The sequence below is a fragment of the Pseudomonas sp. GXM4 genome, from assembly GCF_008923895.1.
In the GTDB taxonomy this organism is placed as follows: Bacteria; Pseudomonadota; Gammaproteobacteria; order Pseudomonadales; family Pseudomonadaceae; genus Aquipseudomonas; species Aquipseudomonas atacamensis.
In genome coordinates, this window is record NZ_WBRZ01000154.1 from 1 (window position 1) to 13525 (window position 13525).

The following is a 13525-nucleotide window of genomic DNA, read 5'->3' on the forward strand; positions in this document are numbered from 1 at the left end:
CGTTAGCGGGAGGCGAATTCTACAGCGTTAATCGCTGCTGTCAACACCTCTTTTTCTCCGCTTTCGACCGAGAAGATCGAACCGTTAAAAGAGCTACACATCACTGCTCTTTCAACTCCTTCCAGGCCTCGATGATCTGAAGCAAGCCGCTGCCGAAAACTGCGTAACTCTTTGAATCTCAAGGAGTTTTCCGTTTCGACTGCGCCGGAAGTGGGGCGAATTATAGACCTCTGGAATCTGCCGTCAACCGTTAATTTCGCTTTTCTTTCAAATCAGCAAAAACGCTTTCTATATATAGACGCGCCCCCATCCAATGCGCAGTATATTGCCCACTACCACAACAATACTGTGTTTTTGCCTTGGATGCTGCCGCGCAATGAATGATCAACCTCGCTCCCTTGCTTCCACATTGTTTCCGGTTTGCCTGCTCATGATAGCCATGGCGTCCATCCAGTCGGGCGCTTCTCTGGCCAAAAGCATGTTCCCCATTATCGGCGCACAAGGAACAACCACTCTTCGCTTGATCTTTGCCAGCGTGATCATGCTGCTGATACTGCGCCCATGGCGTGCAAAGCTGACCGCCAAGTCTCTTCGTACCGTGATCGTCTACGGAATGGCATTGGGCGGAATGAACTTCCTCTTCTATATGTCGCTGCGCACAGTGCCGCTGGGCATCGCCGTTGCGCTGGAATTCACCGGCCCTCTGGCTGTAGCTATATATGCCTCTCGCCGCGCCATCGATTTTGTATGGATTGCGCTTGCTGCGGCCGGCTTGCTTCTATTGATACCCACCGGGGCTACCACTGCCGGCATTGATCTGGTCGGAGCGGGCTATGCGCTGGGCGCCGGAGTGTGCTGGGCGCTGTACATTCTGTTCGGGCAAAAGGCCGGCGCCGACAACGGGGTGACGACCGCAGCCCTCGGCGTGATGATCGCCGCGCTGTTTGTGGCGCCAATCGGCATTGTTCATGCCGGCGCTGCGCTGCTTACACCATCACTGATTCCGATCGCTATCGGCGTCGCCATTCTGTCCACCGCCCTGCCCTATACCCTGGAGATGGTCGCCCTGACGCGTATGCCCGCGCGCACCTTCGGCACGCTCATGAGTATCGAACCGGCCTTCGGAGCACTATCAGGTCTGCTTTTTCTCCAGGAATACCTTTCATTGTCACAATGGCTGGCCATCCTGTGCATTATTCTGGCGTCAGTGGGCGCAACCATGACCATGGGCAGCGGAGCAAAGCCTGCTGTCGCGGCCGACTGAAGCGTTATAGAAAGTGGGGTCTGGTAATTGGCGCTCATTTAGGCCATGTTTAGCTTCGTAACCCATCGCCAGGCATGGATTTTTTCGCAAAGGACGGCACAACGCTGCAAACGCGAGCGAATACAGGCAGACCCGAGCACCAGACTCGTGGCCGCTATTAAGGATGGTAATGAAACGAATTTTGCTACTGATCGCCCTGCTGGCGATCGCGAGCTGCGCAGCGACCTCGGAAACCCAGGTCAAACGCGGCAAGAAGGGGCTGCATATCAACTGTTCCGGACTTTCATCCTCATGGGACAAGTGCTACACCAGCGCCGCCAATTCCTGCGCGCCCAAGGGCTACAAGGTGATCGCCAAATCCGGGGATGCCGTCGAGGAACCTGGCGATTATCCGTTCGGCCTGAACCCCGCCGGTTATACCAGCCGCAGCATGATCGTCATCTGCAAATAACTACTCGGCTCGTGGCAAAGCGAGCTGACGAGTGATTTGCTCATGACTCGAGCGCAACACCGTACGCTGCACGTCCGGTGTTGCCAGCATTCGCGCGACCACCAACGCACCCACACATTGCGACAGCACCGACCAGGCCAGACTCTCGCTTTCCAGGATCTCAGCCCAGCCCTGCTGAAGACGGCAGATCCACTGTTCAGCCTGCTCACGCACCTGCATATCGGCACGGGCAACCTCTGCGCCCAATGTCGGCAGCGCGCAACCGGACTCTGGTTGCTCGACGTGGGCCATGCTCAGGTACTGCTTCAGACAACGCTCCAGCCGCTGCCTATCTGCACCGCCCTGGCCACCAAGGCGCTCAAGACTTTCACTCAACTCTCGCTCGACGATGGCAGCGAACAACGCATCTTTGGATGAAAAGTGGCTGTAGAACGCGGCGCCACTCAAACCGATGGCTTTCATCAGGCCATCCACGCCCACCGTGGAAAACCCCGATTTCTTTGCCGACAGCGCGCTGCTTTGCAGCAATCGTTCGCGGGTTTCCGATTTGTGTCCGGCCGAATAACGCATGTCATCTCCTGAAGTAGATCGCCTTGACGCTGCCCGAATCCTAGCATAACGTTCGTTAACTAAACGATCGTTAACCCAAAGGGATTCACCCATGAATAACAAGAAGGTCGTGTTGGTCGTAGGTGCTGGCGATGCCACCGGCGGGGCCATTGCCAAGCGCTTTGCCAGTGAGGGGTTTATAGCCTGCGTGACCCGGCGCAGCGCCGACAAATTGCAGCCTCTGGTTGACGAAATCATCGCTGAGGGCGGTGAGGCCCATGGTTTTGCCTGCGATGCGCGCAAGGAAGATGACGTCATCGCCTTGATCGAAGACCTCGAAACCCGCGTCGGCCCGATCGAGGCCTTTGTCTTCAACATCGGCGCCAACGTGCCCTGCAGCATTCTCGAAGAAACCGCGCGCAAATATTTCAAGATCTGGGAGATGGCCTGCTTCTCCGGTTTTCTCAATGCCCGTGAAGTGGCCAAGCGCATGGTCACTCGGCAGCGCGGCACGATTCTGTTCACTGGTGCCACGGCCGGGCTGCGCGGTGCTTCTGGATTTGCCGCTTTCGCCGGAGCCAAACACGGCATCCGCGCACTGGCGCAAAGCATGGCGAGAGAGTTGGGGCCGATGAACATTCACGTCGCCCACGTCGTAGTTGATGGTGCGATCGATACCGACTTCATCCGCAACAGCTTTCCCGAGAAATACGCGACCAAGGATCAGGACGGCATTCTCGATCCAGAGCACATCGCCGAAAACTATTGGTATCTGCACAGTCAGCCACGGGATGCCTGGACCTTCGAGCTGGACCTGCGCCCATGGAACGAACGCTGGTAAGCCCTCCCCCCTCATTACAACAATAAGAGAGCGATTTGATCATGACGAAAACCGTGGAATTCTATTTCGACCTCGGCAGCCCCACCACCTATCTGGCGCACACCCAGCTAGCGAAAATCTGCGCCGATACCCAGAGCGAACTGATCTACATCCCGATGCTGTTGGGTGGCGTGTTCAAAGCCACCGGCAACGCTTCGCCGGCAATGATTCCGGCCAAGGGTCGCTACATGTTTCAGGACCTCGATCGCTTCGCCAAACGCTACGGCGTACAGCTCAGATTCAATCCGCACTTTCCAATCAACACGCTGATATTGATGCGTGCCGTCACTGGCATGCAGATGCGCCAGCCGCAGCGTTTCGCCGAGTTCGTCGATTGCCTGTTCAAGGCGCTTTGGGTAGAAGGCCGTAACCTCAACGATCCGCAAACCGTTGCCGCCGTGCTGACTGAAAACGGCTTCGCCCCTCTAGAGATAATGGCGCTGACCAACGATGAATCAGTAAAAGCCGCACTCAAGGAAAACACCGAAGCCGCGATCAAGCGCGGCGTTTTCGGTGCCCCCAGCATGTTTATCGGCGATCAGTTGTTCTTCGGTCAGGATCGACTCGACTTCCTAGAAGAGGCATTGCGCCAGGATTGAAACCGAGACCCAAGGCACCGCGAGCGGCGCCTTGGGTAAATCGATCAAATGGCCACAGTGCGCTCGTTCAGCCAGCTCAGCGCCGCGCCATCCAGCAACGGGCTCAGACGCTCGCGTACTTCACTGTGGTAAGCATTGAGCCACTGCTTTTCTTCCTGAGTCAGCAGGTCAGCAATCAGGCAGCGAGTATCGATCGGGCACAGCGTCAGGGTTTCGAACTTGAGGAAGTCGCCGAATTCGCTGCTGCCGACCTCGCGGTTCATCGCCAGGTTCTCGATGCGCACGCCCCAGCGGCCCGGGCGATAAGTGCCGGGTTCGATCGAGGTGATCATCCCCGGCTGCATCGCCGTTTGCGGCGCCGGTGCCGCTTGATAGGCGATCACCTGCGGACCTTCGTGAACGTTGAGGAAATAGCCCACGCCATGACCGGTGCCGTGACCGTAGTCGACGTTGTCAGCCCAGATCGGCGCACGAGCGATGGCGTCGAGCAGCGGCGACAGAATGCCTTTCGGGAATCGTGCCCGCGACAGCGCAATCACACCCTTCAACACGCGCGTGCAATCCTGTTTCTGCTCCTGAGTCGGCGTACCCACCGGGACCATGCGCGTGATGTCTGTGGTACCGCCGAGGTATTGACCACCGGAATCGATGAGCAACAGACCATCACCCTCGATCAACGCATGCTCCTCTTCAGTAGCGTGATAGTGCGGCATCGCACCATTGGCGTTGAACGCGGCAATGGTGTTGAAGCTCAGCGAAACGTAATCGGGACGCCGCTCACGGGCAGCGGTAAGTTTCTCGTCGATGGTCAGTTCGGTGATGCGCTCGCGCCCCCACGCCGATTCCAGCCAGGCAAAAAATTCGCACAACGCCGCGCCATCCTGCTCCATGGCTTTACGGATGTGTTGAGCGTCGGCTTCGCTTTTCTGCGATTTGGCCAACGTAGTCGGGTTGAGACCCTCGACCAGTTTCACGCCACTGTCCAGGTTATCCAGCAACCCCGTGGTCACTCGCGCCGGATCGACCAGCAGGCTCGCGCCGCTCGGCACAGCACGCAACGCATCGGCCACTTCGCTGTAGTCACGCAGCGTTACGCCATCCTGCTCGAGTACCGCGCGCAGATCGGCATCGACCTTGCTCAGCGCCACAAACAGCGTGGCCTGTTGCTGATTGATCAAGGCGAACGAAACAAACACCGGATTGAATGAAACATCACCGCCACGCAGGTTGAACAGCCAGGCGATGTCATCCAGGGTGGCGATGAAATGCCAATCGGCGCCACGCTCTTGCAAGGTTTCGCGCAATTTCGCCAGTTTCTCGCCACGGCTGACGGTCGCTTGTGGCGGCAGATGCTGATAGATCGGCGCGTTGGGCAGGCTCGGGCGATCGCGCCAGACTTCCTGCAACAGGTCGATATCGGTGCGCAGGCGAGCACCGCGTGCCTCGAGCCTGCTGCTCAGTGTGCGCGCCGAAGCCACCGCCATTACCGCACCATCCACGGCAACCACGCCGCCCTCGGGGGTTTGCTCGGCCAGCCAGTCCAGCGGGCTCGGTTGCCCCGGTTGCAGCTTGACCAGTTCGATGCCGCTGCCGTTGAGCTCTTTGGTCGCCTGTTCCCAGTAACGACTGTCGGCCCACACGCCGGCGAAATCCGCAGTGACGATCAGCGTACCGACCGAACCGTGGAAACCCGACAGCCATTGCCGGCCCTGCCAGTAACCCGGCAGGTATTCCGAAAGATGCGGGTCGGCGGACGGCACCAGCAGCGCATGGATGCCTTCGCGGCGCATCAGTTCACGGGTATGCGCCAAGCGCTGAGGCACCGATCCTTCGGTCAAGGTGTGGGAACTCATCATGTCTCCTGCTAATCGCGTCATCGTTATTGTTCGTAGCCTTCGCGGCCATGGAAAGCGTCTGCTGTTTAGAGCCCTGTCGCCCAGAATGCCGGGGCACTGGCGCAGGCGGTTGTGATCAGGTCAACGGCCTTGTCGACATCCTCGACGGTGGTAAACCGCCCGAGGCTCAAGCGAATGGTGCGCCCCGCCAGCCGCGCATCGTGTCCGAGCGCGAGCAGCACGTGGGACGGCGCATTACTTGCGGAATTACACGCCGACGTCGCGGAAAACGCGATCGAATGGCTCAATGCGGCGCTGTTGAACTCGCCCTCGCTGAAGGTCAGGCTCAGGGTGTGCGGAATGCGTTGCGAGGCACTGCCATTGAGGCGCACGCCGGGCAACTTCAAAAGCTGTTCGAGCAAGCGTTCGCGCAAAGCGATGATGGACTTTTTCTCTTCATCAAATGCGTCGGCGGCCAAAGCGAAAGCAGCGCCCATCCCGGCAATCTGATGAGTCGCCAGGGTTCCGGAGCGCAGGCCACCTTCATGACCGCCGCCGTGGATCTGGGCCTGCAAGCGTTGCTGCGCCTGCGGGCCGACATACAAAGCGCCAATGCCTTTGGGGCCGTAGAGTTTGTGTGCGGAAAACGACATCAGGTCCACCGGCCAGCGGCTCAGATCGATCGCGACTTTGCCGGCGCCTTGCGCCGCATCCACATGAAACAACGCCTGCCGACTGCGCACCACTTCGCCAATCGCTTGGACATCGTTGACCGTGCCCAACTCATTGTTGACCAGCATCAGCGACACCAGAAAGGTGTCGTCACGCATCGCTTCACTGACCGCTTGCGGCGTGATCAAGCCTTGGGCGTCCGGTACCAGATAGGTCACGGCAATGCCCGCGTCCTGCAATTGCCGCGCGGTGTCGAGAATGGCCTTGTGTTCGATCTGACTGGTAATGATATGGCCGCCGCAAACGCCACGGGCCTGGGAGACGCCTTTGAGAGCGAGGTTGTTGGATTCGGTGGCCCCGGAGGTCCAGACAATCTGCTCAGGCTGCGCGCCGACCAGATCGGCGACTTGCCGACGTGCCTGCTCGACCGTCTGCCGGGCCTGCCGGCCAAACGCGTGGGAGCTGGATGCCGGGTTACCGAAGTTACCGTGAAAACCCAGACATTCGATCATCACCTGGATGACCCGCTCGTCCACCGGGGTGGTGGCGGCGTAATCGAAATACAACGGACGTGTGTTCATAAAGGACTCGCAGAGCGTGTTCCGGGATCAGGAGGCTCGTGTCTGCAAACGACGATGCACAGCCTCGTGAGCTGTGCATGGGTTCGAGAGCGTCATCAATACCTGATCGGATGCCGTTAAAGAAGTAGGGCTTCATTTAAAAGTGCGTAGGAACGCTCCTGAAACCGAGCTTAACAGGCATCGGGCCGGCGATTGAAGCAATGCGTCAGTGAAAGCTTTCGAGAAGTAACGGATACAGCGAGATCACCAACAGCGCCGCCATGCCCCAATTGAACACGCGCAACCAGCGCGGATCTTTCAGCACATTGCGCAACAGCGTGCCGCACGCCGCCCACAGGCCGACACTGGGCAGATTGATGATGGCGAACACAGCCGCGATGATCACGACGTTATAGAAATAACCCTGCATCGGCGTGTACGTGCTGATGGCACCGATGGCCATGATCCACGCCTTGGGATTGACCCATTGGAACGCCGCGGCGCCCAGATAGCTGATCGGTTTCGCCTCGCCGTGGGCACTGTCGCCGACCGGGCCGGAGTGGGCGATCTTCCACGCCAGATACAACAAATACGCCGCGCCGACATAACGCAGCACCGTATACAGAATCGGATAGGCCTGAAACACGGCGCCAAGGCCAAAGCCCACCGCTACCACCAACAGGAAGAAGCCGCAGCTGATGCCGAGCATGTGCGGAATGGTGCGGTTGAAACCGAAATTCACTCCGGACGCCAGCAACATGGTGTTGTTCGGCCCCGGTGTGATCGAGGTGACAAGGGCAAAAAGGGCAAAGCCCAACAGCAGATCAAGCGAGAGGTTCATCGAGGCAGTCCATCCAGGGTCGTTCAGCTGTTGACCCTATCCCACACGGCCCGGCAAACCCACGGACAGTTAGGGAAAACTCCAAGCAGTACAGTTTGCTTTCAGCTCGGACGACCGTGCAGCTGTATGGCACGTTCGGCGCTCATCTCACCCTGTTGGTCGAAGCCGAAAGTCTTCTGCGGCTGGCCGAGCAATTGGGCTTTTTTCGCGTGGTATTCGTCGAATGACAAGCCGCTGCGGTTCAGCGCTTCCAGCGCCAGTTCACGGGATTCTTCAGCGGTGTAAGGGCGCAGCTCGGGCGAAACATGGCCGGCACAACCGGCGAGTACGGAAACAGCGAGCATCAGCGAAACAGTCAGTAAACGGTTCATGGGAGCGTCCTGGCGAGCAATGTGGGGTCGATGGAGAAAGGCTACGCCCGGGCACGCTCGCGCAGAAATCAACGCTCTCAATAGTGGCTATCAGCTTTGCGCTAATACTGGCTGACCGGCAAACGGCAGTGCAGCGCGTCGTCGTGGCTGCGGGCGATACTGCTGTGCACCTGGAACGAATTGAAGGTCACGGTTTTCGCCCGATGGGTGCGGATCATTTGCCAGAAATCCTGTTCGCCGCTTTCGAAACTGCGAAATGCCGCCTCCCCCGCTTCGCGACTTTGCCACTGCAAAAAACTCAGCACGCGGCGGCCGTCGTCGCTGGCCTGCACGCTGGCGCTGAGAAACCCGTCGTGACGCTGAGCCAGGCCCTCGGTCTGCGTCGCCAATGCCGAGACCAGCGCTGCTTGCTGGCGGGGTTCGATTTCGAATTCGATCAATTGGGTAAAGCTGCGATTGCTCATGGAAAGCCCCCACTCATGTTGAAGCGAGCCTTGCGACCCGAAGAGCTGCAGGGTAAAACCTCTAGTTAAGTCAAGGTCAAGAGCATTTTCAGCATGATCAGCAAAGACCAGGTGCACAAGCCTCTCACCGTGGGCGAGGTTGCGGCGCGCAGTGGCGTCGCGGTCACCGCGCTGCATTTTTATGAAGCCAAAGGTTTGATCAAGAGTGAGCGCAATGCCGGCAATCAGCGCCGCTATCCGCGCGCCGTCCTGCGCCGGGTGGCGTTGATCAAAGTCGCGCAACGGCTGGGGATACCGCTGGCGGAAATCGGCGAAGCGCTGAAGATCCTGCCGCAGGATCGCGCGCCATCGGCGGCGGACTGGAAAATGCTGTCTGAACAATGGCAGCGCGAGCTCGACGAACGAATCAGGCAATTGACGCTGATGCGCGATCAGCTCACCGGGTGCATCGGTTGCGGCTGTCTGTCCATGGAAGCATGTCCGTTACGCAATAAAGGCGACATGCTCGGTGACCGAGGCCCAGGCCCGCACTTTCGCGATGAGTAATGACGCTGCTCGTCGGCGAACAAGTTGCGCAGCAAGGACGGTTCTATAGTGATTGCTCCGGATAAGTCCGGTGTAACCACATCTGTTGAAAACAAAAACAGGGAGAACGTCATGAGCGTCAAACCCATTCCCGAGGGGTATCACAGCATTACCCCGTATCTCGGCATCCAACAGGCTGCCGAGGCCATCGAGTTCTACAAAAAAGCCTTCAACGCCAGCGAAGTCATGCGCCTGACCATGCCCGACGGCAATATCGGCCACGCCGAACTGCGCATCGGCGACAGCGCGATCATGCTTGGCACCCCTTGTGATCAAGGGCCGCTGAGCAATCCGCAGCAGGCTGTGTCGATCGGCTTGCACCTGTATGTCACCGATGTTGACCAATCCTTTCAACAAGCGCTGGATGCCGGGGCGCAAAGCGTCTCCGAGGTCAAAGACCAGTTTTATGGTGATCGCAGCGGCACGCTGAGAGATCCGTTCGGCCATCTGTGGTTTCTCGCCACGCACAAAGAGGATCTGAGCGAAGAGCAGATTCGCCAGCGGGCGATGGAGATGTTTAACCAAGGTTGAGGTTTTTTTACCTCGGATCAACCGGCAAAAATATACTGCCGATGTAATTGCGAAACATTTACTTTCATATCCGCTTTCGGGATTTACTTCGCTCATCCGTCTTATAGGAATGCAGGCCGTTCGCGTAGGCAAAAGCCACGAACGGCCTCCCGGGGAGTTCCGTGCTGCGAAGCCCGTAGCCCGGCCCCTTCCACCGCAATCAAGACGCGCAATCATGTCGAAGAAATCCCGTTCCAAACTGTGGTTCCTGGTGCATAGCTGGCTGGCGTTGCCGATCTGGTTCTTTGTGCTGATCGTCTGTGTCACCGGCACGCTGGCGGTGGTCAGCCAGGAGATTGTCTGGCTGGCCAACCCGCAAATGCGCGCCAGTCAGCCGTCGGACGACGCGCCGCGACTGAGCTACGACCAGATCCTCGCCGCGATCAAACAGGCCGAGCCGCAAACCCTGGTGCAGAGCATCAATCGTCCGGACGAGTCGCACTTTGCCCTCGACGTCGAAGTCAGCTATCCCGACGGGCGCTCGTTGACGGTCTATGTCAATCCGTACACCGGAGTCATTCAGGGCACCGCGCCGGCGTTCGATTTCAAGGCGTTCACCCGCGCCCTGCACGGCTGGTGGCTGGTGCCGTTCACCAACGGCTACAGCTGGGGCTGGTATCTGGTGTCATTGCTCGGCGTGCCGATGCTGGTGTCGCTGATTACCGGGCTGGTGGTCTACAAGCGCTTCTGGAAAGGTTTTTTGCGCCCGACCCTGCGTGTACGCCATGGTGCGCGGATCTTCTGGGGCGACTTCCATCGCCTGTGCGGCATCTGGTCGATCTGGTTCATCGCGGTGATTTCCATCACCGGCATCTGGTTCCTGATCAAAGCGATCCTGTTCGATAACCAGATTTCCATTTCCAGCGAGCCGATCATCCCGGCGATGTCCCGCGAAAGTGTGCCGATCTCGGCCGCCGGCACCCCGCCGCCGCGTATCAGCCTGGACCGCGCCATCGAAATCGCCCAGCAGAAGATTCCGGGGCTGGAAGCCAGTTACGTCAACCTGCCGGGCAATGCCTACTCACACATGAGCGTCAGCGGCCGTGGCTGGTATCCGCTGATGTACCAGACCGCGACTCTCAACCCGTATAACGGCGAAATGGCTTCCTCACGCTTGCTGTCCGATCGGTCCTCGCTGGAATTCGTCACCGAATCCATGCGCCCGCTGCACACCGGTGACTTCGGTGGAATCTGGATCAAGTTGATCTGGTTCTTCTTCGGTCTGTTGCTGAGCATGATGATCCTCAGCGGCCTGCTGATCTGGACCAAGCGCACCGCGCTGGCCACCGCCAATGCGCTGAAACGCGAGGACAAGAGAAACCGCGTCACCGCCCAACCGGCGCTGCGTCGTGAACCTTCGGAGGCCAGCCTGTGAACAAAGCCATCTCGGTCACACCGCCGTCGCGCCTGTCGCGTTTCTGGCACAAGTGGCGTTTCCACATCAATGTCCTGCTGTTGCTGATCCCGCTGGGCTTCATGCCGAAATACTTTGCCGATGCTTCGCTGTTTCGCGGCGACAGTGGCCTGGGCCAGCGTGAAATAGGCACCGTTCAGGTCGGCCCGTGGAGCCTGCGCCTGGCCGAACTGCGTGACGAGGCGCCGCACCTTAGCGGTCCGGCCGGCTATATGAAGGATTTCACTGCCGCCGTTTGTGATACCTGCGTCGAGCAGGTCAAGGCTACTTACCTGCGCATCGGCAAGCCGCGCAGTCTGCGCGCCGCTGGCACGATCTTCTTCGGTACGCCTTATCGCATGGGCACGCAAATGCCGATCCCGGCAAAGACCAAACCTGACGCCGAGCTGTGGATCACCATGGAAGGCTGGGACGGCAGCATGCACCAGGCCGCGATTCCCCTGAGCCAAGCCTCCCCCGCCACGGTCGCGTGGCTGAACAAACAAGGAGCCAAACCATGACTCGCTCACCCCTTCATACCCGTTTGCTCGCCAGCGCCGCGCTGCTGCTGAGCGCCGGTTTCAGTGCCGGCGCCCTGGCGCACAACCCGATGTGCGAATGCAAAGCCATCGATGCCGAACAGATCAAATGCACCGGCGGTTTCTCCGACGGCAGCGGCGCGCCGGGGGTGACCCTCGACGTGATCGGCTACGACGAAACCATTCTGGTGCCGGGCAAATTGGGTGATGACTCGACGCTGACGTTCAAGAAGCCCGGCAGCGAGTTCTATGTGCTGTTCGACGCCGGCCCAGGCCACGTGGTGGAAATCGACCAGGCGGATATCCAAGCCCCATGAGTAGCCCGACGACGCAAGTGGTACGCCCGGCCGGAGCCGGCCATGAAACCCTCAACGTGCTGCTGTTGTGCCTGCTGATCCTCGCGGTCGCCGGCTCGGTGGTGGCGTGGCGCGGGGTTTCCCATGAACCGGAGCCGGTCGCCAGCAACCAGTACGACGCCCGCCGCGATCTCAGCGCCGCCGAGCAAGGCATTTATGCCGACCTGCGCGTGACCCTCGACGAAATCCGCTTGCTGCGCGAAGAGCAACAAGCCCTGCCGACGCCACAAATGCTGGCCGACGAAGGCTTTGCGCCGTTCGCGCAGGATGCCAGTTCGGTCAGCCGTGGTGGTCACGCATGGCAAATGCTCGCCGAACGCGCCTATTTCGGTCGTAGTGCGACGCCTGATGTCGCCGGTTCATTTCTGATGCGTGTCGGCACTGACGCCAACGCGGCGCCGGACATCTGGCTCAAGCGCAGCGCCGATCCCGCGCCTGCTGAAGATCTGTCGGACGCCGCGCTGTCCGCCGCTGGCTGGAAACAGATCGTCGCGCAATTCGATGCCGGGGTTACCCGCGAACATCGCCATTGATTCCTCGCCTTTATCCGAGAGAAGACTGCTTGCCCATGTCCATTTCATCTCCTCGCCGTCCCTTGTTACGCCTGTTTCTGCTTGGCCTGTGCGCCTGCCTGCTGAGCCCGTTGGCCAGCGCCGAGCAAGGCAAACGCCTGCGCATCGGCATCACCCTGCATCCGTATTACAGCTACGTCGCCAACATCGTCGGCGACAAGGCCGAAGTGGTGCCGCTGATTCCTGCGGGCTTCAATCCGCACGCCTACGAACCGCGCGCCGAAGACATCAAGCGCATCAGCGGACTGGACGTGATCGTGCTCAACGGCGTCGGTCATGACGACTTCGCCGACCGGATGATCGCCGCCAGCGAAACACCCAACGTCAAAACCATCGAAGCCAACGAAAACGTGCCATTGCTGGCGGCCACCGGTGTCGCTGCGCGCGGCGCCGGCAAAGTGGTCAATCCGCACACGTTCCTGTCGATCAGCGCCTCCATCGCCCAGGTCAACAACATCGCCCGCGAGCTGGGCAAGATCGATCCGGACAACGCCAAGACCTACACGCAAAACGCGCGCGCCTATGGCAAACGCCTGCGGCAGATGCGCGCCGACGCTTTGGCCAAACTGACCCAGGCACCCAACGCCGAACTGCGCGTGGCCACAGTGCATGCGGCTTACGACTATCTGTTGCGCGAATTCGGTCTGGAAGTGACGGCCGTGGTCGAGCCGGCCCACGGCATCGAGCCAAGCCCGAGTCAGCTGAAAAAGACCATCGACCAGTTGCGTGAACTCGACGTCAAAGTGATCTTCTCGGAGATGGATTTCCCGTCCAGCTACGTCGACACCATCCAGCGCGAATCCGGGGTGAAGCTGTACCCGCTGTCGCACATTTCCTACGGCGAATACACCGCCGACAAGTACGAAAAGGAAATGACCGGCAACCTCAACACCGTGGTTCGGGCGATTCAGGAGTCGGGGGCATGACGTCGAAAGAAACCTTGATCCCTGACAACACCAATAACCCGGTGGGAGCGAGCCTGCTCGCGAAGGCGCCGGATCAGGCAACATCTTCGCTGAATGAC

17 protein-coding genes are annotated in these 13525 nt (G+C 59.5%); 11 read left to right on the forward strand and 6 right to left on the reverse strand.

All coding sequences use genetic code 11. The annotated features are described in order from the left end of the window. Positions 1–376 precede the first annotated feature (376 nt). Both rhtA and F8N49_RS18230 read left to right on the forward strand, forming a co-directional pair. Entirely contained in the window at positions 377–1264 is an 888-nt protein-coding gene (gene rhtA, locus F8N49_RS18225) for a threonine/homoserine exporter RhtA (RefSeq protein WP_016770790.1), read from the forward strand. A gap of 169 nt (positions 1265–1433) precedes the next feature. After that, positions 1434–1715 (forward strand): hypothetical protein, encoded by a 282-nt coding sequence (locus tag F8N49_RS18230; RefSeq protein WP_039759777.1) that lies wholly within the window; start codon positions 1434–1436, stop codon positions 1713–1715. Here the strand turns inward: F8N49_RS18230 and F8N49_RS18235 are convergent, their stop codons facing one another. After that, on the reverse strand, positions 1716–2285 hold the full coding sequence (locus F8N49_RS18235; protein WP_150742473.1) for a TetR/AcrR family transcriptional regulator: 570 nt from the start codon (positions 2283–2285) through the stop codon (positions 1716–1718). It abuts the gene before it with no gap. A gap of 91 nt (positions 2286–2376) precedes the next feature. Between F8N49_RS18235 and F8N49_RS18240 the strand changes: the two genes are divergently transcribed. Further along, a complete protein-coding gene (locus F8N49_RS18240; RefSeq protein WP_151552034.1) occupies positions 2377–3105 on the forward strand; it encodes an SDR family oxidoreductase in 729 nt (242 codons plus the stop codon). Positions 3106–3146: 41 nt separating this feature from the next. Next, positions 3147–3743, forward strand: a complete 597-nt coding sequence (locus tag F8N49_RS18245) for a 2-hydroxychromene-2-carboxylate isomerase (RefSeq protein ID WP_122707645.1) — start codon at positions 3147–3149, stop codon at positions 3741–3743. Between the two features lie 44 nt (positions 3744–3787). Here F8N49_RS18245 and F8N49_RS18250 read toward each other — a convergent pair whose 3' ends face one another. The 5 genes from F8N49_RS18250 to F8N49_RS18270 all read right to left on the reverse strand — a co-directional run bounded on the left by F8N49_RS18250 (position 3788) and on the right by F8N49_RS18270 (position 8486). Next, positions 3788–5596: an aminopeptidase P family protein gene (locus F8N49_RS18250; protein WP_151552035.1), complete on the reverse strand. Its 1809-nt coding sequence runs from the start codon at positions 5594–5596 to the stop codon at positions 3788–3790. 68 nt (positions 5597–5664) lie between these two features. Next, positions 5665–6831, reverse strand: a complete 1167-nt coding sequence (locus F8N49_RS18255) for an aminotransferase class V-fold PLP-dependent enzyme (protein ID WP_151552036.1) — start codon at positions 6829–6831, stop codon at positions 5665–5667. Positions 6832–7036: 205 nt separating this feature from the next. After that, positions 7037–7651: a LysE family translocator gene (locus F8N49_RS18260; protein WP_024013660.1), complete on the reverse strand. Its 615-nt coding sequence runs from the start codon at positions 7649–7651 to the stop codon at positions 7037–7039. Between the two features lie 101 nt (positions 7652–7752). Then, complete coding sequence (locus F8N49_RS18265) at positions 7753–8022, reverse strand: hypothetical protein (RefSeq protein ID WP_016770723.1); 270 nt, start codon at positions 8020–8022, stop codon at positions 7753–7755. 101 nt (positions 8023–8123) lie between these two features. Then, positions 8124–8486 carry an antibiotic biosynthesis monooxygenase gene (locus F8N49_RS18270; RefSeq protein ID WP_151552037.1) on the reverse strand — a complete coding sequence of 121 codons (363 nt, stop codon included), beginning with the start codon at positions 8484–8486 and terminating at the stop codon, positions 8124–8126. 93 nt (positions 8487–8579) lie between these two features. On the opposite strand from F8N49_RS18270, the gene soxR reads away from it, so the two are divergent. The 7 genes from soxR to F8N49_RS18305 all read left to right on the forward strand — a co-directional run bounded on the left by soxR (position 8580) and on the right by F8N49_RS18305 (position 13427). Next, entirely contained in the window at positions 8580–9032 is a 453-nt protein-coding gene (gene soxR, locus F8N49_RS18275) for a redox-sensitive transcriptional activator SoxR (protein WP_056788635.1), read from the forward strand. A gap of 111 nt (positions 9033–9143) precedes the next feature. Continuing rightward, entirely contained in the window at positions 9144–9602 is a 459-nt protein-coding gene (locus F8N49_RS18280; protein WP_056788589.1) for a VOC family protein, read from the forward strand. 214 nt (positions 9603–9816) lie between these two features. Further along, the gene (locus F8N49_RS18285; protein WP_151552038.1) at positions 9817–11016 is read left to right on the forward strand and encodes a PepSY domain-containing protein; all 1200 of its coding nucleotides are present in this window, start codon (positions 9817–9819) and stop codon (positions 11014–11016) included. Beyond that, complete coding sequence (locus F8N49_RS18290; protein WP_016770801.1) at positions 11013–11555, forward strand: hypothetical protein; 543 nt, start codon at positions 11013–11015, stop codon at positions 11553–11555. Before F8N49_RS18285 ends, F8N49_RS18290 begins: the two co-directional genes overlap by 4 nt. Then, positions 11552–11890 carry a hypothetical protein gene (locus F8N49_RS18295; RefSeq protein ID WP_151552039.1) on the forward strand — a complete coding sequence of 113 codons (339 nt, stop codon included), beginning with the start codon at positions 11552–11554 and terminating at the stop codon, positions 11888–11890. Before F8N49_RS18290 ends, F8N49_RS18295 begins: the two co-directional genes overlap by 4 nt. Continuing rightward, complete coding sequence (locus F8N49_RS18300) at positions 11887–12462, forward strand: DUF6162 family protein (RefSeq protein ID WP_073472510.1); 576 nt, start codon at positions 11887–11889, stop codon at positions 12460–12462. Before F8N49_RS18295 ends, F8N49_RS18300 begins: the two co-directional genes overlap by 4 nt. A 35-nt stretch (positions 12463–12497) precedes the next feature. Further along, positions 12498–13427 carry a metal ABC transporter substrate-binding protein gene (locus F8N49_RS18305; protein WP_056788579.1) on the forward strand — a complete coding sequence of 310 codons (930 nt, stop codon included), beginning with the start codon at positions 12498–12500 and terminating at the stop codon, positions 13425–13427. The last annotated feature ends 98 nt before the right edge of the window (positions 13428–13525 follow it).